Source organism: Chryseobacterium nepalense (assembly GCF_023195755.1).
In the GTDB taxonomy this organism is placed as follows: domain Bacteria; phylum Bacteroidota; class Bacteroidia; order Flavobacteriales; family Weeksellaceae; genus Chryseobacterium; species Chryseobacterium nepalense.
This window is the reverse complement of record NZ_CP096203.1, coordinates 3,735,575-3,756,400: the sequence shown is the minus strand read 5'-3', so window position 1 is coordinate 3,756,400 and position 20,826 is coordinate 3,735,575. Positions and strand designations below refer to the sequence as shown.

Below are 20,826 nucleotides of genomic sequence, written 5' to 3'. Positions count from 1 at the left end.
GAAAACGTAAATAAATTCAAAATATAGTGAATAAAACATAATTTAAATGTGGTATCATTTTTTTAAGAATCAGCCAAGTATTTACAAAACAACAGCGCGGCCTTCAGGCCGCGCTTTTTATAATATTTTAAATATTTAATTCAGATAAAATTCATATTTGCTAAGCAGTTGAATTTCCTTAATCAGTTCTCCACTGAGATGTACCGAATGCTTCATCGACTGAACTTCAATATGCTCTTCCCGATCATCTTCGGTATTTTTGATATAGAATTTCAGTTTCTGATCTCCCTGATTACGTTCCAGAACACTTCTGAAAAAAGTAAGATCTTCAGGCCTGAAATCCATCACATCCATGACCAGAGAAATGCTTTTGGCAAACCGTTCAAATGCTTCCTGAAGTTCAATCACCTCGTTTACATTCACGAAAACCCTTCCGTCTTTTACCTGTGCAAATTTAATCTTAAAGATCACAAAACGCTGAACTTCCAGCTTTTCTTTCAAACGCATATAATCCCTGTCTCCGAGCCGGAAAGAATAGGACCCAGAATAATCTTCAAGGGTAACAAAAGCAACCTTTTCACCGCTTCTGAAACCATCCTGCACACGATATTCAGTAATCAGTCCCGCGACCGTATATTCTTTACCACCTCCGCCATTTTCTCTTTCTTTCTGGATCGTTTTCCAGTCTTTCTTCTTCTCTTCAAACAATTCTTCCTGCTTGCCGGCAAAGGCTTGTTCTTTATAAGCATCTACCTCATCCAGATTAAGAAAATGAAAAACTCCTTTTGGCTCTGCCTTTTTCGTGACTTCTTCAATAATCTCTTCCTCCTCACCTGCAACAATATCATCGGAAACAATTTCTACAAGCTCAGTAACATCTTCAGGAGCATCCTGCTCAAGGATAGGAGCTTCATCCACTACCAGTTTTACTTCTTCCTCTTTTTCCAAAACAGCCTTTTTAGAAAGCTGTCCCTGCATAAACTGGTATTGATACCTGAACTCATCCAGAGGATGTGCGGAAAGATAGAATCCTATAATTTCCTTTTCTTTGTTCAGCTTATGCATATTCGGCCATTCCGGGCAGGGCGGCAGTTTGGGCTGTTCGATCTGAACTTCTTCCGCAAAATCTGCAAAAAGAGAATTTTCCATCTCATTTTTACTCTCCTGAAAGCTTTGTCCGTATCTGATCAGTCTTTCCAGATTGGTTCTCCCGGCCATATCTATATCGAAATACTGGCCCCGGTGGAAAGAATCCAGCTCATCAAAAGCTCCCGCCAACACCAAACTTTCCGCCACTCTTTTATTCATCTGCGAAGGAAGAATTCTTTCAAAGAAATCATAAATATTTTTGAATCTTCCGTTTGCTCTTTCCCTTGTAATAGCTTCACTCGGCCCTTCACCAATACCTTTAATCGCTCCTAATCCGAAACGGATCTGTCCTTTTTCGTTTACCGAAAATTTATACTGAGATTCATTAACATCCGGACCCAATACATCAACACCCATACTTTTACAATCTTCCATGAACATGGTAATCGAGTCGGTATTATTAATGTTGTTGCTCATTACACTTGCCATATATTCTGCCGGATAATTGGCTTTCAAGAACGCTGTCTGATAAGCAATAAACGCATAACAGGTAGAGTGTGATTTATTAAAGGCATATTCAGCAAAAGCTTTCCAGTCGTTCCAGATTTTTTCTAATCTTTCTTCATCAAGATTGTTTTTTCTTCCGCCTTCGATGAATTTCGGATACATTTTATTAAGAACGTCAATCTGCTTTTTACCCATTGCCTTTCTCAGCGTGTCCGCCTCACCTTTTGTAAAGTTGGCCAATTTTTGTGATAAAAGCATTACCTGCTCCTGATAAACGGTAATTCCGTAAGTTTCCTTTAAATATTCTTCAGTTTCGGGTAAATCGTAAACAATTTCTTCAATGCCATGTTTCCTGTTGATAAAGTTCGGAATATATTTTATCGGACCCGGACGGTACAAAGCATTCATGGCAATAAGGTCAGCAAAAACCGTTGGTTTAAGCTCCCTCATGTATTTCTGCATCCCGGGACTTTCATACTGGAAAATCCCGATGGTTCGTCCTTCTTTAAAAAGTTGATAGGTTTTAGCATCATCCAAAGGAATTTCGTCTGGATCAATATCCACGCCATGTCGTTCTTTTACGAGCTTCAAGGCATCTTTAATAATGGTAAGTGTTCTAAGGCCCAGGAAGTCCATCTTTAGGAGACCGGCACTTTCAGCAACAGAGTTATCAAATTGTGACACCAAAATATCCGCATCTTTTGCCGCAATCGTTACCGGAACCAAGTTACTCACATCTTCAGGTGTAATAATCACCCCACAGGCATGGATCCCTGTATTCCGGATACATCCCTCCATCTTTTTTGCACTTGCAAGCACGTCATGACGAGGATCAGAAGGACTGTCTAAAACCAGTCTCATCTCATCAACGAGCATCTGTTCTTCCGGTTTTAGTTTATCATATTTTGCCAAGGCTTTCGCAATATTCATCCCTGGCGTGGAAGGAATCAGTTTGGCAATATTATTCGTATCAGGAATCGGAACATCCAGTACTCTTCCTGCATCTTTAATAGCAGATTTACCACCCAGAACAGAGTAAGTAATAATCTGCGCTACCTGGCTCTGTCCGTACTTATCGATTACCCATTTAATAATCCGGTCACGGCCTTCATCATCAAAGTCAATATCAATATCCGGCATGGAAACCCTTTCAGGATTAAGGAATCTCTCAAAAAGGAGATCATATTTAATAGGATCCACATTGGTAATTCCGATGCAGTATGCTACAGCAGATCCTGCAGCAGAACCCCTGCCCGGCCCTACCCAAACTCCCATTTTCCGGGCTTCATTACAAAAATCCTGTACGATGAGGAAATAACCCGGATAACCCGTATTGGCGATTACTTCAAGTTCGAAATCGAGACGTTCTTTGATACCTTCAGTTATTCCATTAACTCCATATCTCTTTTTTGCGCCTTCATACGTTAAATAGGTAAGATAAGCCATTTCTCCACGTTTTCCTCCGTCAAGTTCATCTTCAGCATGTATGAATTCCTGAGGGATATCAAATTTCGGAAGCAAAACATCTCTTTTAAGGGTATAAGGTTTGAACTTCGCAGTAAATTCTTCATACGCATCAAAAGCATCAGGATAAGCAAGAAATGCTTCCTTGATCTCATCTGAATTTTTAATGTAATATTCTCCGGTAGCAAGACCTCTTCTTTTACCAAAACCTTTACCAACGGGCGTTGACAACTTTTCACCATCTTTGATACAGCTGACAATATCCTGAATATTGGAATCGTCTCTATTCGTGTAAAACGTTTCGTTCTGTGCTAAAATTTTAACATTATATTTATCGGCAAAATGAAGGAGAACATCATTTAAGTGCTCTTCTTCGGGTAGCTTATGATTCTGAATCTGAACATAAAAATCATCTTTAAAGGTATCTTTCCACCATTTGAACAGTTCTTCTCCTTTTTGCTCCCCGGTATTTAATATGGCATCAGGAATATCTCCATGAATACCTGAAGTTAAAGCGATAACTCCTTCTTTATATTGTGCGATCAGCTCGCGGCTTACTCTTGGAACTCCAAAATAAAATCCTTTCAGGAAACCGATACTGGAAAGTTTTGCCAGGTTTTTATATCCGTTAAAATCTTTTGCCAAAAGGACAACCTGTGTTCTTCGGTCGGGATCATCTTTGGTAAACTGCTTCTGTTCATACCGTTCAGAGATATAAAACTCACAGCCTACAACAGGAATTAACGGCTCTGACACAGGTTCAGCTTCATTAAAAGCTTCGCCTTTCTCTTCCGCTTCCTGTTTTTTTGCTAAATATTCCTTATGCTTTTTAGCACGATCTGAATTTGCTCCTTCCACCGCGGAAACAAATTTGAAAGCACCCATCATATTTCCCAGATCTACCATTCCGACAGCCGGGAAGTTATCATCGGTGGCTTTTTTAATCAGATCATTAATGCTGGAAGTCGCCGATAATGTTGAAAAAACACTGTGATTATCAAAATTGAAATATTTTCCCAGATCAATTTCATCAATACTTCCAAAATCCTGCTGTTTCTTTTTATTATGGAAATCCGCAACCTGCCTTCTGATAACAATATTGAAAGGTTTGATCGGGTCGGGATAAAGCGTTTTAAAATATGTAAGCTGATCTTCAGAAATCTTTAAAACTTCCGCAGGAATAACCCCGATTCTCATCATTTCGAAGAAAACCTGAGCGGTTGCATTTACGTCTGCAGCAGCATTATGAGCTTCATCAAACTTGTGCCCGTACAGCTTTTCGTACAACTCTTCCAGTTTTGGAGGCTTAAATCTGCCACCGCGGCCGCCGCCGAGCTGACAGAAATCTGTACCCAGAACCATGGTATCGGCTCTAGGCTTTTCCTGAAGGTTGTCTTTAATATTTTTACGGTAAAATTCTGCTCCTACAATGTTATAATCAAACTCTACATTGTGTCCGGAAACGACTCTTACTTTTTCTAAAACTTTAGAGAATTCATTTAAAATTTCAGTAAGATCACGACCTTCTTCATTGGCAATCTTCGTAGTAATACCGTGAATTCTCGCGGCGTTGAAGGGAATATCGTATCCTTCCGGTTTTATGATATAATCCTGATTTTCAATAAGTGTCCCATCATCATGATGCAGCTGCCATGCAATCTGAACCATTCTTGGCCAGTTGTCTGAGTCTGAAAGCGGAGCATTGAAATTCTTTGGTAAACCTGTGGTTTCTGTGTCAAAAACTAAATACATGTAATCTTCTAGCTTTTATTTAAAAAGAGAATGTAAAGTTACTTCATTTTTTGATTTCCTGTAAACTTTAAGCCTATTAAATAATCATCAGTTCGTACTAAACTAAATAGCATTAAATACACATTATTAAAAATTTAAGAATCATTAAAATTCAATTAATATTCATTATAGCATAAACAACATTTAATGAAAAATCATGAATCTTATTTACATTTGTTATCGATATTTATATAATCACTAGCGGCATGAGGAAAAATCTAATTGTATTAAGTACATTATTGGGTGTATTGGTATACTCACAGAAAAACAATGAAGTTTTAAGAAGAGAATTTGAACAGCAAAAGATTCAGAATGAGAAAAAGTTTGATCGGTATGCTGAAAAAGTCTACGGGAAAAGTCCGGACGCAGTCACTAAGAAAAAAATAGATTCTCTGAAATCACGGCTTGGAGGTTTTCATTTTGATATTCCTTACTTTTTACAGGAACAGGACACCAGGCAGCTATCCAATTCAAATTCTGATTTACTGAATACAGCCGGCAACGTAACAGGACTGACAGGAGCTTTCAATGGTGAAAACATCAAATATACCATCTTCGACGGCGGAAGAATTTACGGAGCACATACAGCTTTCAATAATGCGCCCGGAAGAATAAGCAATAAGGAGGCAAGTTCCCAGATTTATTCTGATCACTCTACAGGTGTAGGAAGCTTTATAGGAGGAAAAAGTGTTACTTTATCCAACAGTAGCGGTATTGTAGGAAACACAAAAGGAGTTGCCATTAATTCTACGATGGACAGCTATATGTTCGCAACAACCACTTTGCCCGGCAACAGTTCCAGCAGTAATGTTTTTGAAAAAATTATTATTGCATCTCCCAATATTTCCAATCATTCTTATGGTATTAATGCCGGTTGGGATGAAGATTATGACAGCAACGGAAATTTATATTATGTTTACAACGGTTCTAAAAGCGGTAATACATTTTACGATTTTCAGGGAACTTATGATGACAATGATTACAATTATGACGCTCTGGTTTACAATAACCCTTCTTTCATTATTGTAAAATCTGCAGGAAATTCATTCGGTATGGGCCCGAATGGAGGTTCAGCAACAATTCCTAAATATTACAGCACTTCGAACGGCCAGGCCGCATTTGGAAGCAACGACACTCCCCCACCGAATAATTGTTCACAGGGCTACGACTGTATAGGCCCCGGATCATTGGCAAAAAATATTATTGTTGTGGGAGCTACAGACATTATTACCACCAATAATTTCCGTTATACAGATTCATTTGATGTAGCACATTCCACTTACAGTAGCGCAGGTCCCAGAGATGACGGTGGAATAAAACCGGATATCTCTACTGTAGGAACGGACGTTTTGTATGCCGCTAGCTCAGCTTCGGGGAGCTCTCTTTGGGCAGAAGGAAGCGGAACTTCTTTTTCAGCACCTGTTGTTACAGGAATCATAGGATTATGGACCCAAATTTACAAGCAGCTGTTCAATAATGCATTACTTGATGCTGCTTCAGCAAAAGTACTTACTGTTCACTCCGCTTCAGAAGCTGGAAATATAGGACCGGACCCATGGTTCGGATGGGGTTTTATCGATGCTAAAAAAGGAGCAGAATTACTGGTAGGAAAAGCCAATAATACCGTAATTTTCAACAATGAAACTTTAAATAGCGGTGTTAAAAACAGCAAAACCATAATAGCGAGCGGAGGTGAACCATTAAAAGCCACCATTAGCTGGATAGATCCTCAGTATGAACCCAATTATCAGTTTATATCTGATGTTTACAACAACAGATCATCAAAATTAATTAATGATCTGGATTTGAGAATTATAGACCTTACTACGAATACCGTTTATTATCCCTGGAAGCTTAACGCCAACAGTCCTTTAACACCTGCGTCAAAAGCAGACAACACGGTGGATAATGTGGAGCAGGTAGTCATTGACAATCCCGTTGCGGGCAGAAGCTACAGAATTGAAATCACAAACAAAGGTACATTAGTCAACGATTCCGGAAGTACGTCTTCACAGAACTATTCCATTATGGTAACCGGGCAAACACAATCTTCATTGTCAACCAATGACCTTATAAAAAACAACGGAATGGTAATAGCGCCAACGCTTACAAAAGATTTCGTAAAAGTCTTAAAAGCCCCTAAGAAATCCGTTTATAATGTTTATGATCTTTCCGGAAAAAAACTTCAGACCGGAATTTTCAAAAATGAGGAAGAAACCATTGACCTGACACCTTATATCAAAGGAGTATATATTATAGAAGTTAAAACAGAGAAAGATACTGTTTCTAAAAAAGTAATTAAAGAATAACATTATCATTATTTTTATTTAAAACGCTCAAAACACTAACACTTGTTAGTGTTTTGTTTTTTTGTTTATCTTTGCTTTCTATGGAAAATACACTTCACGAGAAAGTTTCACAGGAGATTCTGCTAAAAGCATATAATCATATGATGCTTGCCAAGGCAATGGCAGACATTTACGAAGAAAACAGAAATGTTACCAAATATGTTCATAGCACTTCAAGAGGTCACGAAGCGATTCAGCTGGCTACTGCTTATCAATTAAAAAAAGAAGACTGGGTATCCCCTTATTACAGAGATGAAAGTATTCTTTTAGGAATAGGTTTCGAACCCTATCAGCTGATGCTGCAATTGCTGGCTAAAGCCGAAGATCCTTTTTCAGGAGGAAGATCTTATTATTCCCATCCTTCTAGCAGGGACGAAAACAAACCTAAAATCATTCATCAGAGTTCCGCAACCGGAATGCAGACCATTCCTACAGCAGGAGTGGCACAAGGTATAAAATATATTCAGGACTTTAATCTGCAGCACTTTGAAAACAATCCTGTTGTTGTATGCAGCCTCGGAGACAACTCCGTTACGGAAGGCGAAGTGAGTGAAGCGCTTCAGTTTTCAGCATTACATCAGCTTCCGATTATTTTCCTGGTACAGGATAACGAATGGGGAATTTCTGTAACCAAAGATGAAGCAAGAACCTGTGACGCTTACGATTTCGTGGCAGGTTTCACAGGCCTTAGCAGAATGAGAGTGGATGGTACCGATTTCATTGAAAGTTTTGAAGTCATGAAAAAAGCGGTTGATTTTGTGCGTAATGAGAGAAAACCTTTGGTTGTCTGTGCAAAAACTGTCCTTATCGGCCATCATACTTCCGGAGTACGAAGAGAATTTTACAGAGATGAAGAAGATCTGGCAAAACACAGAGCTAAAGATCCGGGAGAAATCCTTAGAAACCAGTTGCTGGATTCCGGTGTTGATGAAGAATTATTAAAACAAATTACCAAAAAAGCCCGTCTTGAAGCCGAAGAAGCCTTCGACAGAGCAAAAAATGCCGAGGATCCGAAACCTGAAACGGTAATGCAGCATGTGTTCGCACCGACTCCGATTACGGAAGAAACAGGAACACGTGAGCCTGCAGGTGGTGAAAAGATTGTAATGGTAGATGCTGCCATACATGCTATTCAGGAATTGATGTGGAAACATCCGGAAGCTTTGCTATACGGACAAGATGTTGGAGAAAGAATCGGTGGTGTCTTCCGTGAGACGGTAACATTAGGAAAAAAATTCGGCAGTAAAAGGGTTTTTAATACCGCTATCCAGGAAGCTTATATCATTGGTTCCACTACCGGAATGAGTGCGGTTGGCCTGAAACCGATCGTTGAAGTTCAGTTTGCCGATTATATCTATCCGGGAATCAACCAATTGATCACGGAAATCTCGAAATCGAACTATCTGAGCCAGGGAAAATTCCCGGTCAGCAATATCATCCGTGTACCGATCGGCGCTTATGGCGGCGGCGGACCATATCACAGCGGAAGCGTAGAAAGTATTCTTGCCAACATTAAAGGAATAAAAATCGCTTATCCAAGCAATGCGGCAGATTTTAAAGGTTTACTGAAAGCGGCCTATTACGATCCGAATCCGGTAATTATGCTGGAACACAAAGGTCTTTACTGGAGTAAAGTTCCTGGAACGGAAGATGCAAAAACAATAGAGCCGGCGGAAGATTATATTTTACCTTTCGGTAAAGGAAAAGTAATCATTGAAGCCGATAAAGATGAAACGGAAAAAGGCAGAACTTTACTGGTTGTTACTTACGGAATGGGGGTTTACTGGGCTAAAGAAGCAGCGAAAAATTTCGGCGGAAAAGTGGAAGTTATCGATTTAAGAACATTGATTCCTCTTGATGAAGAATTGATTTTTGAAAGAGTAAAAGCGCACGGAAAATGTATCGTTTTAACGGAAGAGCAGCTTAACAACTCTTTTGCGGAAGCTTTTGCACACAGAATTTCCAAAAACTGTTTCAGGTATCTTGATGCTCCGGTAGAAACGATGGGATCGCTTGACGTTCCGGCAGTTCCTATTAACCTTGTGCTGGAAAAAGAAATGTTGCCAAACGCTGAAAAGCTGAGCGCCAAAATTGAAGAAATGCTGAAATATTAATTTACAATAAAAATAAAATTGAGCCTCTAAAAATTTTTAGGGGCTTTTTTGTATGCTTTTTGTTACTTTTAATAATCTTTAAAAAAAGCATATCTTTTATGATCACTACAAAATATGTCAATTACAGGCAGGTTCTCAATTTATCGGGATTTCATCTTATTATGATTTCCATTTGGTGTACTTTGATTGCCATTCTTTTTCATTTTTTCAATTGGCATTGGATGATCATTCCCTGGGTTCCGGTAGCATTGATCGGTACGGCAGAAGCTTTTCTGGTTGGTTTTAAAAACAATCAGGCCTACGACAGATTGTGGGAAGCCAGGAAAATATGGGGTGGTATTGTAAATTCCAGCCGTATGCTCGGCTCCATGGTCTCTGCATTTGACACGGGAAACGATGAAATCGGAAAGTTCGATCTTGAAGACCGACGGAAAAAAATAGTGTACCGACACATTGCGTGGCTCTATCAATTGCGCGAACAGCTTTTGATTCCTACAGAATGGGAACATATTAAAGTGGAAGAAGACCAGCTAAAAAGTGTAGATCAGAAACGTAATCGTTTAATTAAAGCAGGTTTTCCAGATTATGGAAGAACTCCGATATTCCTTAATAAATATCTATCCGAAGATGAGGCAGCAATTCAGTCTGAATACAAGAATTTTGCAACCCATCTTATCGCACAACAATCAAAAGATATTAACGAATTAAAGAATATGGGTGCCATTTCAGGATTTAATCACATGCAGCTTCAGGACTGCCTGAACGAATTTTATACGTTACAGGGACAAGCTGAGAGAATCAAGAAATTCCCGTTGCCAAGACAGTTTGCCAGCACCGCTTTTGTATTTAACGTTATTTTCATCATGCTGCTTCCGCTAGGTCTGGTAAGCGAATTTGCCAAATTGGGAGACTGGGGCGTCTGGGCCTCAATTCCTTTTTGCATTACAATTGGATGGATTTACATCATTATGGAACTGGTAGGTGATTATTCTGAAAACCCTTTTGAAGGGCTCATGTTTGACATTCCGATGTTGTCCATCTGCAGGACGATAGAAATCGACCTGCTGCAAATGACAGGTGATACCGAACTTCCGGATCCGATTGCTTCTAAAAATGGTGTTCTGGTATAATCTAAAACTATTATTGAAGTAACAAACTGCGGCCTAGCCCCGATTGCAGCTTTGTCTGAGCTCATTTTTTGGTATTGGCGCGGCGGCTTCGCCGCGCCAATACCAAAAAATAGCGAGTGCGGAAAGCGGGAATAGCTTCAAATATTATATTCACAGAACAATCGCCGTTGTATTTTTCACTTCAGAGATCATAAAAGAGCTGTGGGTGCTTGCAATATGCTGTAATGTGGTAAGTTTGGAAAGCATGAAATTCCGGTAATCTTCCATATCCTTTACTGCGATTTTCAGAATATAATCATAGTCTCCGCTTACGTGGAAACATTCTGTAACTTTATCCAGGTTCATGATTTCCCGTTCGAACTGCAATACATATTCTTTTTTGTGCTGGGTTAATTTTACATGGCACAAAACAATAAAATCACGGTCGATTTTATGGCGGTTGAGAATAGCGACATATTTGGAAATAACTCCTGTATTTTCCAGTTTCCTGATGCGTTCATAAACAGCAGTTACAGACAAACCCAGCTTGTAGGACAGCTCTTTGGTGGTCTGCTTTGAATCTTCCTGTAAATAAAGGAGCAATTTTTTATCCGTATTATCCAGTGCCATAGATATTTTTTTGTTAAAAATTTACATTTATCAAATATAATAAACTTTATTTCTATCAGATTGATATTTAATAGATTTATATTCTGTAAAATCAATTTTTCCTTGTAAAAAAGAAGGAATACTTTCATTTTAGCATCGGAAAAAAATTAAATAGTTATGAAAGATTTTAACGCGGCAAATGAAATTCAGGATTTACAGTATTTCGGTGAATTTGGCGGGGTAAACCCATCCATTTCAGACAGTTCTACCTATACCTTCCTCTCCGCAAAAACAATGTTTGATACATTTGAGGGAAATGCGGAAGGCTGTTATCTGTACTCAAGGCATTCTTCTCCTATGAATCTGTATCTTTCCCAGGCCCTTGCCAAAATGGAAAATACGGAAGCAGCCAATGTTACCGCTTCAGGTATGGGCGCCATTACTTCGGTTTTATTACAGGTATGTAAAAGCGGAGACCATATTATTTCCAGCAGAACAATTTACGGAGGAACCTATGCTTTCATGAAAAATTTTCTTCCGCCATTTAATATTGAAACTACATTCTTAGACATCAATAATTTTGATTCTATTGAAAAAGCTATAAAGCCGAACACAAAGATTATATACTGTGAAAGTGTAAGCAATCCCCTCCTTGAGGTTGCCGACCTGAGAAAATTATCTGAAATCTGTAAAAAGCACAACCTGAAACTTATTGTTGACAACACCTTCTCACCACTTTCCATCTCCCCTTCATTACTGGGAGCGGATATTGTGATTCATTCCCTTACGAAATTCATTAACGGAAGCAGCGATACGGTGGGCGGTGTATATTGTGGAACCCAGGAATTCATCAACGACACCAAAAATGTGAATACCGGAGCATGCATGCTGTTGGGACCTACCATGGACAGCCTGCGTTCTGCAAGTATTCTGAAAAACCTCAGAACCCTTCACATCAGAATGAAACAGCACAGCCACAATGCCAAGTATCTTGCTGAAAGATTTGAAAATGACGGATTGAAAGTTTCATATCCCGGATTGAAATCCCACAAAAACCATGAATTAATGAAAAGCATGATGCATGAAGAATATGGTTTTGGAGGGCTGCTGACAGTAGATACAGGAACTACCGAAAAAGCCAACGAACTGATGGAAATGATGCAGCAGGAAAACCTGGGATATCTTGCGGTAAGCCTTGGATTTTATAAAACTTTATTCTCATGTTCGGGAAGCTCAACTTCTTCTGAAATACCGGAGGAAGAACGTGCCGAAATGGGAATCTCAGATGGCCTGATCCGTTTTTCCATCGGTCTCGATCATGATATCAAAAGAACTTACGAAAAGATGCGGGAATGCATGCTCAAAACAGGCGTTCTCAACCATGAAACCATATTTACATCTTAATTTCCTTTCAAAAAGCTGTTGTTCACTCAACAGCTTTATTTTTTTAATAAAGTTTAACGCTTTACTGTTATCTTAAAAGCATCCAGACATAGTTTTTGAAATGCATTGCTGAGATACCTTCTAAGATGAGAAACTTAATGCATTAAATGAAAATTAGACCATATATCTGCAAAATCTGTGGAATCTGCGGGAGAAAAATCAAGAGTTTGAAAATATTAAACAACAAAAGACGGATGATTAAGGTTGAAAGATAAAGCCTACAAAATTTTAAAATTTACATATTTTGAAGTAAAGCATTTTAATATAAAAATTGTTGCTGAGATTCTTCCCGAATGACAATGTGTACGTTTATAAAATAATTTAAATTAATTTTTATGAAAATGTTTCGGGAACGCTTCCTCCGGCTTCATCCTGAAAACATTTAACAATATCCATGATTTTAAAAATCCGTAACCATAAGAAAACATCTGGATATAAGTGGATATTACCGCCATTCCGGCAATACTGATATTTTTGGTGACAAATAATGCATGAAAGAGAACCATAAAAGTATACAGACCGTAAAAGGCAAGGATAATTCCTTTTCCCATAATAAAATATTCCAGGAAGCCCATAATGTAACCCAATAGAAACAAAGTAGGAAAAGCAAATGATATTTTCACATAATTCGGGTGCCGCTGATTCAGGATGGGCCTTGCGCAACCGAACTGATACACCTGTTTTGAGAATTTCCCGAAGTCTACCCTTCTCTTGTGATAAACAGCAATATTATCGAAAAAAGCAGTGGTATATCCGTTTTCCCAAAGTGTCATGGAAAGATCCGGATCCTCTCCTATCCGCATTTCAGAGAAACCGCCTACTTTGTCAAAAACTTCTTTTTTTACTCCCATATTAAAGCTTCTCGGCTGGAACTTCGATACCGCTTTTTTATTTCCTCTGATTCCGCCGGTGGTAAAAACGGAAGTCATGGAATAGGAAATCGCTTTCTGCATCAGGTTAAAGCCTTTATGCGCCTTATCTGCCCCGCCGAAAGCATCACACGGAATTTCAACAATATCCTTTTTGATATTTTCGATATAATCTTTTTCTACAATAACGTCACTGTCTACAAAAACCAGCCATTCATTGGCAGCTCTCCTCGCCCCGTAATTTCTCGAAAGTCCCGGGCCGGAATTATCTTTCCTGAAGTATTTTATCGATAAAAAGCTTTCGAAATTTTGAATCACAGGACGGAGGTCTACCAATGAGCCATCATCCACAATGATTATTTCAAAGTCTTTATCGGTTTGGGAAGTCAGGGAAGTGAGGAGCTCAAAAAGCTCATCTTTACGGTTAAAAATAGCAACAACTATGGAAATGGTAGGACTCAAATCTGAAAATTTTTCAAAATTACTTATTCATGAAGGAATGCGCAACGCATTTATGATAATTTATAACTTGAAAGGAGGATTTAACAGAATTAGATCAGGATATTAGAAAACACTTTTCTAATACTGTGAAATTTTAAACAAAATAAATTGGCATTTTAAACAAAACGAAAAAAAACTGTCTAATCTACCTTTGCCTCAATTAATAAAAATATTTAAAAATGAGACTTAGTAAATCACAACGTCCTATCAATTCGGGATTTAATGCACAATCAACAGCAGAAGAAGTAATCAGCGGAATTAATTTATCCGGAAAAACGGCAATTGTAACGGGAGGTTATGCCGGAATCGGACTTGAAACAGTAAAAACACTCACAGAAGCCGGAGCCTACGTCATTGTACCCGCGAGAGATCTTGAAAAAGCAGGAAAAAATCTTTCAGGCTTAAACAATATCGAAATTGAAAAACTGGACTTAATGGATCCGCAGTCTATCAGTAATTTTGCAGACCGGTTTTTAAGTTCCGGCAGAAAACTGGATCTGCTGATCAATAACGCCGGCATTATGTGGGTTCCTTTGAGAAGGGACAGCCGAGGAAATGTTTCATCTTACGGGCACCAGATGTCGCCATTTGACTTTAATGATCCCAATTTCGAGCACAGGACCTATGAAACACTGCTGGGTTACGGGCAATCGAAAACAGCCAGCAATCTTTTTGCAGTGGCTCTTGATGAAAGAGCAAAAAAATTCAATGTCCGTGCCTATGCTGTACATCCCGGTTCAGTATACGGCACAGATCTGGGAAGAGAAGAGCCCATCGATCTGTATATCCAGATGGGAACTCATGATGCAGACGGGAAAATAAAACCTGAAGTTCAGGCTCAATTAAAAACCATTCCGCAAGGAGCTGCCACAACAATTTGGTGTGCTACAAGTCCGGAACTTAAAGATATCGGTGGCGTGTATTGTGAAAACTGTGACATCGCTGAAATTGATCGCGGACAAATTGAACACAGATATGGCGACCCATCAACAATCAGGGGAGTTCAACCCTACTCCATAGATTTGAATTTGGCAGAAAAGCTCTGGATCCTCAGCGAAGAGATGACCGGTATAAAATTCGAAGCGGAATAATTCTTTTAATTAAATTTACCCAGGAAAATGTTTACCTATGGATTTTCAAATTAAATACATCACTCCGGATATCAAGCTTTCAACGTATGACGACAAACTCTTCAAAACAGAAACGGTTTTTGAATTTCACATGCTGGTCTGGTTTATCTCAGGGGAAACAAAAATCATTCAGGCAGACAAATCGTATCTTTTCAAAGCCGGTGACATTTTCCTGATTCCCAGAAATCATCTCGCAACCATCATCAATTATCCAAAAAACGGACTTCCGCACAAAGCGGTAGTCATGCACCTCACCACAGAACGGCTGAAGGATTTCTATTCTAATATTGAAACGCCGAAAAAAGATTCATCTGAAAAAACGACCATTCGTAGTTTTGAAAAACATCCTTTATTGGAAAGCTGTCTCGCATCACTCATTCCCTATTTCGACCTTACGGAATCTTTTCCCGAAAATATTGCAGCATTAAAAATTACGGAAGCCATAAGTATTTTAAGGGCAATCGATAAAACTATTGATTCCATTCTCGGTAATTTTGAAGAACCCGGAAAAATCGATCTGGTGGACTTTATGGAAAAAAATTACATGTTCAATATGCCGCTGGAGAGATTCGGGTATTTAACAGGAAGAAGCCTGTCTACCTTTAACAGGGATTTCAGAAAGGTTTTTCAGGTAACACCGCAACGGTGGCTTACCCAGAAACGGCTGGAACTTGCATTTTATCATCTTTCTGAAAAAAGTAAAAAACCGTCGGATGTTTTTATGGAAGTTGGCTTTGAAGATCTTTCGCATTTCTCTTATGCCTTTAAAAAACAATACGGTTTTGCTCCGTCACTGGTAAGATAATATTAATAGTACCGTCTCAAAAGTCAACTATTTATTTTTGTCATTCTGAGAGCAGCGAAGAATCTCTAAGCCAATCATTAAGATTCCCAATTAAACAATCAGAATATTCCTGATTTAAAATAAATCCACAGAAATACAGATACACACACTGTGGCTACCGAAAGACTGAAAAACAGCCACTGAAAAACGCTTTTAAAATAATACTTTCCCAAAAGATACAGCACAAAGAAAATAACCATCGATACTGCGAAGCCTAAAACCGAAGCTATAGCAACGGACTGGATATAATTTCCTGAAACAGTAGGATTTCTAAAAACAAAAAAGAAAAGAACAGCTGAAATAAGATACAATACTGCGCTTACCTTTTCAAAGACATATTTTCTTTTCTTCTTCTTATCAGGCAGATCATAATGAATCGAGTCTGAAGAACCACCATTAAACAGGTTAAGCGCATTACCACACAGGTCTAAAAATCAAAAAAGTCGAAATTCATAGGTTGAATTTCGACAAATTTAAAAATTTATTCGGTACACCGGAAAAAGCTTCCGGGTAATTTTATTTCACCAGCTGAATTTCCGCTGCGGAAAATCCTTTCGGTGATTTTTCTTTCTCGTAAGAAACTTTGTTTCCTTTTTTCACAGGTTCTGCACAGTTGTTACTGTGGAAGAAAATATTTTCCTTCGTTTTGTCTTCCGTGATAAAACCGTATCCTTTTTCGCTTAAAAAAGTAACGATTCCTGTTTTTCTGAGTTCCTCCGCCTCAATAGGAGCTGCACCCAACTGGATGTCATCAATGTTGATCTCAGCTTTTTCCCCCTGATCCGGTGGAGTTGAAGTCAATTGACCGTTTGCGTCTACATACATAAACATCTCGTCAAGACTTTTACCTTTGTTGTTGCTCGATTTACGCTCTTCACGTTTCAGAGCTTTTTCCTTTTGTTTTTGAACTTTCTTTTTGAAATTTTCTTTTTTAGAAAAAGAATCCGCCATATATTATTATAAAATTTAGTTGTTACATGAATACATTTTTCCGTTGCAGGAAAAGAAATAAAAAGTTTGAATAAGATCTCTGATTATGCCTTAAATAAGTGCTTAAAATGAAATAGTATTAAAATCTGTCAGCTGTAAAAGCAAAAAAAACCGATTGAAAATAGAAATCTAAACTGTTACAGAGAAAGGTTGTTTCCTTTTATTATCATACAAAGATACGAAAAAACATCCAAACTTCCTATTAATGAATTGGATCTCAATTTGTTTTTAGCCTAAAGCTTTATGAAATAGCATACATACGAGCAAAAAATCACATGAATGAACGACCTCAAAAGTCAAATCAATTTTTACGCGTTCTGTCATTGCTAAAAACAAAGGATTTTTTTTATCCAAACATTACGGTTTTTAATTGTTTTTATGAATTTGATGTAAATTATTAATATATTCGACAAATTAATAAAACTATGAATATTCAAAAAGAACTGGAAGAGAATAATATTATTGTTTTTGCAGGATCTGGCTTGTCTAAATCCTTGAACCTGCCTAATTGGAATAATATGGTTATTCAAAATATTAAAAATATTAATAAACCACATTTAAATCCATTTATAGATCTATTAAATAATAATACAATGTCAGCATTAGATGTGTTGGAATATTTAAAAACAGATGAAAATGAGATATACAATTATATCGGTTCTAATTTTAAAATTAGAAAAGATTGTAATCTTCAACTACATGAAAAGCTTCTAAAATTAAGCAATAATAAAGTTATTACAACTAATTATGACAATGCTTTTGAGCTAGCAGCAAATAATGAAATAATTCCATCAAAACCAACATCTAAATACACTATAAATAATATTAATAAAAATAGTAATGGCTTTATTTTTAAATTACACGGAAGTTTTGATGAACCTGATAATTGTATAGTTTTTAAGGAGGACTATGAAAAACTATATTCTTCTGATAATAATGAAGCCGCTCCGGAAAAATTAAAAAGTTTATTTACAAATTCGACATTTTTATTTATAGGTTTTAGCTTTAGCGATCCGGATATTAATTTAATATTTGATAAAATGAATAAGACCTTTGGCGGTAATAATAAACACTTTATAATAACTCCCGATGCCAAGGCCTTTGAAAAATATGATTTCCTTAATATAATTGAAATAGAAGATTATTCAAAATTAGAAACTAAAATCGATGAATTAATCAGTTTCAAAAAAGATATTATTCCAACACAAATTAATTTAAGCCAGCAGATTAAAATTGAACATAAAGTAAAAAAAATAGTCATACTTTATCCAGATATTATTGATCAAAATTATGCTGATGAATATAGAAATACAATTTCTCTATTTGAAAACATAAACGCGGAAATTCTAATCGGGTATCTAAATCTAAATACATTAAACTTAATTGAAGATTACGATTTACTCATAATAATATCAAATGTCTACAAAAACAATATCTATATCGAAGACAAAAATCTTAAAAATATTTTAATCTCTCTTGATGATATTGTAGATAATATAACTAATCCAAGTATACCTATTCTGTTACTAACAAATGAACAAGTAGAAATTAAGCATATAACTCATCCTATTATAAATATTTTTGAATACAAGAATCAAACAATTAAAAAATTTTTACATAAAATTATAACAGAAAAAAAAAATTCATTTACAGATACAAATATTAAGAGTAATGATGTTGAATGGAAAGTTGAATTAGAAAAGGGAAAAACGTTCAAAAATAATTTTTACGGCAATAATCGTAATTTAGATATTGGTAAGAAATGTCTTACTGATGTTATTGGGAGAATTGAAGAACAAAGTAATTTAATATCAAGGTTTTTATTTTTAAACTCATCAAACAAAATTTTAAATATTAAAGCCTCAGGTGGTTTGGGTAAAACAACACTAGTTAAAAAAATATCATACGAATTATACAATAGGGGTTACTATAAAAATGGTGTAAATTTTAAATCTTGTGAAACTATAAAGTCATTTGATGATTTTGAGGAAATAGTTATTGAAGGCTTTAATCTAAAAGATATATTAAATTTCAGAGAATATTTAATTGAAAATTATAGCTCAGAAAAAATAGATTCACTTTTAATATTAGATAATTTTGAGACCGTTGTAAATAATTTAGATAATGAGGAATATTTAAAAGTTATCGAACTTTTGGAATTTACTTCAGATTATTCCAATATAGTTATCACATCAAGAGATATTATAAGCAATAAAGAGTTTGAGGAAGTTTTTACTTTAACACCAATGACAACAGATGATGCGTTAAAACTATTTATGGCAAACTATGGTAATAAAAATTACTCTTCTGAAGATATAAAGATTCTCAGGACAGATATTTTAGAGGATTTACTAGCTAACAATCCATTAGCAATTAAATTAGTTACAACATCTCGTCCAACAATGAAGATTAGTCAACTAAGGGATCAAATCCGAGATCATTTCTTTGAAACTCTAAATGAAGAGTATTCAGACGTCTTTAAAAATACTGCCGATTTAAATATTGAGAGAACAAAATCAATTTTTCAATCTATTAATTATTCTTATACATCATTGAACTCAAGACAGAAATTAGCTTTTGAGTTATTAAGTCTTTTTCCAGATGGGATTAATTTACCAGATTTTAAAAAATGTTTTCAAAAAAGAAAATCGTCAAATAATATCACCGATACGGAAATAAAACAATTAGAAAATAAATCTCTTTTAGAAAATTACAATGGAATATTACAATTACAGCCTATAATCAGAAGATTTGCTGACTTTCAGTTTAACAAACATAAAGATAATAAGCAGAAATATTGTATTGATGCATATCTATATAATCGTTTTATTTTAAAAACTCTACATTTTTACTCACGGAAAAAAAGTGACTCATTTAGCTTAAAATTAAGCTTAAAAGTTAAAAATAATTTATTACAGGTTTTAGAATATATTTATTCTATAACAGGTAATGATTTATTAGGTATTAAAAATTCAATTTTAGAATACATATATGAACTTGAAGACTTTTTAACAAGTACCAAAAATGTACTTTACTTCAACAATAAACTAGAATCAATTATTGAATACTTTTCTGAAATTGAAGATGCTGAAAATCTGATAAAAACAATAATTTTACGAGAATTGTATTATCATGTTGAATTTGATAATTCATATATTGAGATGAAAAAATTACTATCAACTGATGAGATGAAAAATAGAAATATGAGTAATGAAAATAAAAGTGAACTTAAATGGAAAAATTTAATTTCACAAGTACATTCAATGGAGGGAAATACAATAGAATATCTTAAAATGTTTATTAAGAATGATAACTACGATAAAAATCTGTATAGTGACTATCATTACTTAGGAATAGATAATATAAAATATATTAAGAATATTAACTCATTCTATTACTTTGAATATTTATTACGAAGCAGAAGTCTAAATGTAGATGAATTGAAAAAACACATTAGTGATCTTTATATGGAAGAGCACCTTGAGATAATGCAATGCACATATACTTTATCAAAAGTTGAAAAGTTAACACTTAAAGAAATAAAAAAACTTGTCATAACAAATCCCTATACAAAAGGACTTAAAAATCTGATGTTCGCCTTTAATACTGAAGAGACAATTAGCAAAATAACATATTTTAAAGAAGCAATATCAAATTTAAAACATATTAAATATTACTATTTAGAAGCTATATTTTTCTATGCAAAATTTTTAAAAGAAATCGACTCAAAAGATTATGAAGATATCGTACAGGAAGGCCTATCACTTTCTAAATTTTACAAATACCAATATATAAATCATCTATTTGAAAATTTAGATAATAATTTAGACAGTAATTACAATTTTTCTTATTCGTATTTTGGTTTGGATAATTTAAAAAGTTTTGTAGAAACTAATACTCAAAAATGGGAAAAATTTATAGCTGCCCAATAATCTGATAACGTAGATTTTCCAATCACTTCTTAAAAACCCTCGCTCATCAGCCAGGGTTTTTACATACCCTTCACTTAACATAAAAT

General features: G+C 35.9%; 11 protein-coding genes. 7 read left to right on the top strand and 4 right to left on the bottom strand.

Going from position 1 to position 20,826, the window contains the following annotated elements; translation table 11 throughout:
- Nucleotides 1–135: 135 nt before the first annotated feature.
- Nucleotides 136–4,812 carry a DNA polymerase III subunit alpha gene (gene dnaE, locus M0D58_RS17010; RefSeq protein WP_248391947.1) on the bottom strand — a complete coding sequence of 1,559 codons (4,677 nt, stop codon included), beginning with the start codon at nucleotides 4,810–4,812 and terminating at the stop codon, nucleotides 136–138.
- A gap of 245 nt (nucleotides 4,813–5,057) precedes the next feature.
- Here dnaE and M0D58_RS17005 point away from each other — a divergent pair, with 245 nt between their 5' ends.
- The 3 genes from M0D58_RS17005 to M0D58_RS16995 all read left to right on the top strand — a co-directional run bounded on the left by M0D58_RS17005 (nucleotide 5,058) and on the right by M0D58_RS16995 (nucleotide 10,443).
- Nucleotides 5,058–7,160 (top strand): S8 family peptidase, encoded by a 2,103-nt coding sequence (locus tag M0D58_RS17005; protein ID WP_248391937.1) that lies wholly within the window; start codon nucleotides 5,058–5,060, stop codon nucleotides 7,158–7,160.
- A gap of 80 nt (nucleotides 7,161–7,240) precedes the next feature.
- Nucleotides 7,241–9,313 (top strand): alpha-ketoacid dehydrogenase subunit alpha/beta, encoded by a 2,073-nt coding sequence (locus M0D58_RS17000; RefSeq protein ID WP_248391935.1) that lies wholly within the window; start codon nucleotides 7,241–7,243, stop codon nucleotides 9,311–9,313.
- Nucleotides 9,314–9,411: 98 nt separating this feature from the next.
- Nucleotides 9,412–10,443 carry a bestrophin family protein gene (locus M0D58_RS16995; protein ID WP_248391933.1) on the top strand — a complete coding sequence of 344 codons (1,032 nt, stop codon included), beginning with the start codon at nucleotides 9,412–9,414 and terminating at the stop codon, nucleotides 10,441–10,443.
- Nucleotides 10,444–10,593: 150 nt separating this feature from the next.
- Here the strand turns inward: M0D58_RS16995 and M0D58_RS16990 are convergent, their stop codons facing one another.
- The gene (locus M0D58_RS16990) at nucleotides 10,594–11,052 is read right to left on the bottom strand and encodes an Lrp/AsnC family transcriptional regulator (RefSeq protein ID WP_248391931.1); all 459 of its coding nucleotides are present in this window, start codon (nucleotides 11,050–11,052) and stop codon (nucleotides 10,594–10,596) included.
- Between the two features lie 156 nt (nucleotides 11,053–11,208).
- Here M0D58_RS16990 and M0D58_RS16985 point away from each other — a divergent pair, with 156 nt between their 5' ends.
- Complete coding sequence (locus M0D58_RS16985; protein WP_248391929.1) at nucleotides 11,209–12,435, top strand: aminotransferase class I/II-fold pyridoxal phosphate-dependent enzyme; 1,227 nt, start codon at nucleotides 11,209–11,211, stop codon at nucleotides 12,433–12,435.
- A 365-nt stretch (nucleotides 12,436–12,800) separates the two neighbouring features.
- Here M0D58_RS16985 and M0D58_RS16980 read toward each other — a convergent pair whose 3' ends face one another.
- Nucleotides 12,801–13,805, bottom strand: a complete 1,005-nt coding sequence (locus M0D58_RS16980; protein ID WP_248391927.1) for a glycosyltransferase family 2 protein — start codon at nucleotides 13,803–13,805, stop codon at nucleotides 12,801–12,803.
- A gap of 218 nt (nucleotides 13,806–14,023) precedes the next feature.
- On the opposite strand from M0D58_RS16980, the gene M0D58_RS16975 reads away from it, so the two are divergent.
- A complete protein-coding gene (locus M0D58_RS16975) occupies nucleotides 14,024–14,935 on the top strand; it encodes an SDR family NAD(P)-dependent oxidoreductase (protein WP_248391925.1) in 912 nt (303 codons plus the stop codon).
- 37 nt (nucleotides 14,936–14,972) lie between these two features.
- Nucleotides 14,973–15,779: a helix-turn-helix domain-containing protein gene (locus M0D58_RS16970; protein WP_248391923.1), complete on the top strand. Its 807-nt coding sequence runs from the start codon at nucleotides 14,973–14,975 to the stop codon at nucleotides 15,777–15,779.
- Between the two features lie 555 nt (nucleotides 15,780–16,334).
- On the opposite strand, the gene M0D58_RS16965 is transcribed toward M0D58_RS16970, so the two are convergent.
- Entirely contained in the window at nucleotides 16,335–16,769 is a 435-nt protein-coding gene (locus tag M0D58_RS16965; RefSeq protein WP_072886276.1) for a cold shock domain-containing protein, read from the bottom strand.
- Nucleotides 16,770–17,233: 464 nt separating this feature from the next.
- Between M0D58_RS16965 and M0D58_RS16960 the strand changes: the two genes are divergently transcribed.
- Nucleotides 17,234–20,740 carry an SIR2 family NAD-dependent protein deacylase gene (locus tag M0D58_RS16960; RefSeq protein WP_248391921.1) on the top strand — a complete coding sequence of 1,169 codons (3,507 nt, stop codon included), beginning with the start codon at nucleotides 17,234–17,236 and terminating at the stop codon, nucleotides 20,738–20,740.
- Nucleotides 20,741–20,826: the final 86 nt, after the last annotated feature.

Excerpts from the sequence above, each read along its gene's own strand:
- M0D58_RS16975 (WP_248391925.1), top strand. The coding sequence starts at position 14,024 with ATGAGACTTAGTAAATCACAACGTCCTATCAATTCGGGATTTAATGCA.
- M0D58_RS16990 (WP_248391931.1), bottom strand. The coding sequence starts at position 11,052 with ATGGCACTGGATAATACGGATAAAAAATTGCTCCTTTATTTACAGGAA.
- M0D58_RS16995 (WP_248391933.1), top strand. The coding sequence starts at position 9,412 with ATGATCACTACAAAATATGTCAATTACAGGCAGGTTCTCAATTTATCG.
- M0D58_RS16960 (WP_248391921.1), top strand. The coding sequence starts at position 17,234 with ATGAATATTCAAAAAGAACTGGAAGAGAATAATATTATTGTTTTTGCA.
- M0D58_RS17005 (WP_248391937.1), top strand. The coding sequence starts at position 5,058 with ATGAGGAAAAATCTAATTGTATTAAGTACATTATTGGGTGTATTGGTA.
- M0D58_RS16965 (WP_072886276.1), bottom strand. The coding sequence starts at position 16,769 with ATGGCGGATTCTTTTTCTAAAAAAGAAAATTTCAAAAAGAAAGTTCAA.
- dnaE (WP_248391947.1), bottom strand. The coding sequence starts at position 4,812 with ATGTATTTAGTTTTTGACACAGAAACCACAGGTTTACCAAAGAATTTC.
- M0D58_RS17000 (WP_248391935.1), top strand. The coding sequence starts at position 7,241 with ATGGAAAATACACTTCACGAGAAAGTTTCACAGGAGATTCTGCTAAAA.
- M0D58_RS16970 (WP_248391923.1), top strand. The coding sequence starts at position 14,973 with ATGGATTTTCAAATTAAATACATCACTCCGGATATCAAGCTTTCAACG.
- M0D58_RS16985 (WP_248391929.1), top strand. The coding sequence starts at position 11,209 with ATGAAAGATTTTAACGCGGCAAATGAAATTCAGGATTTACAGTATTTC.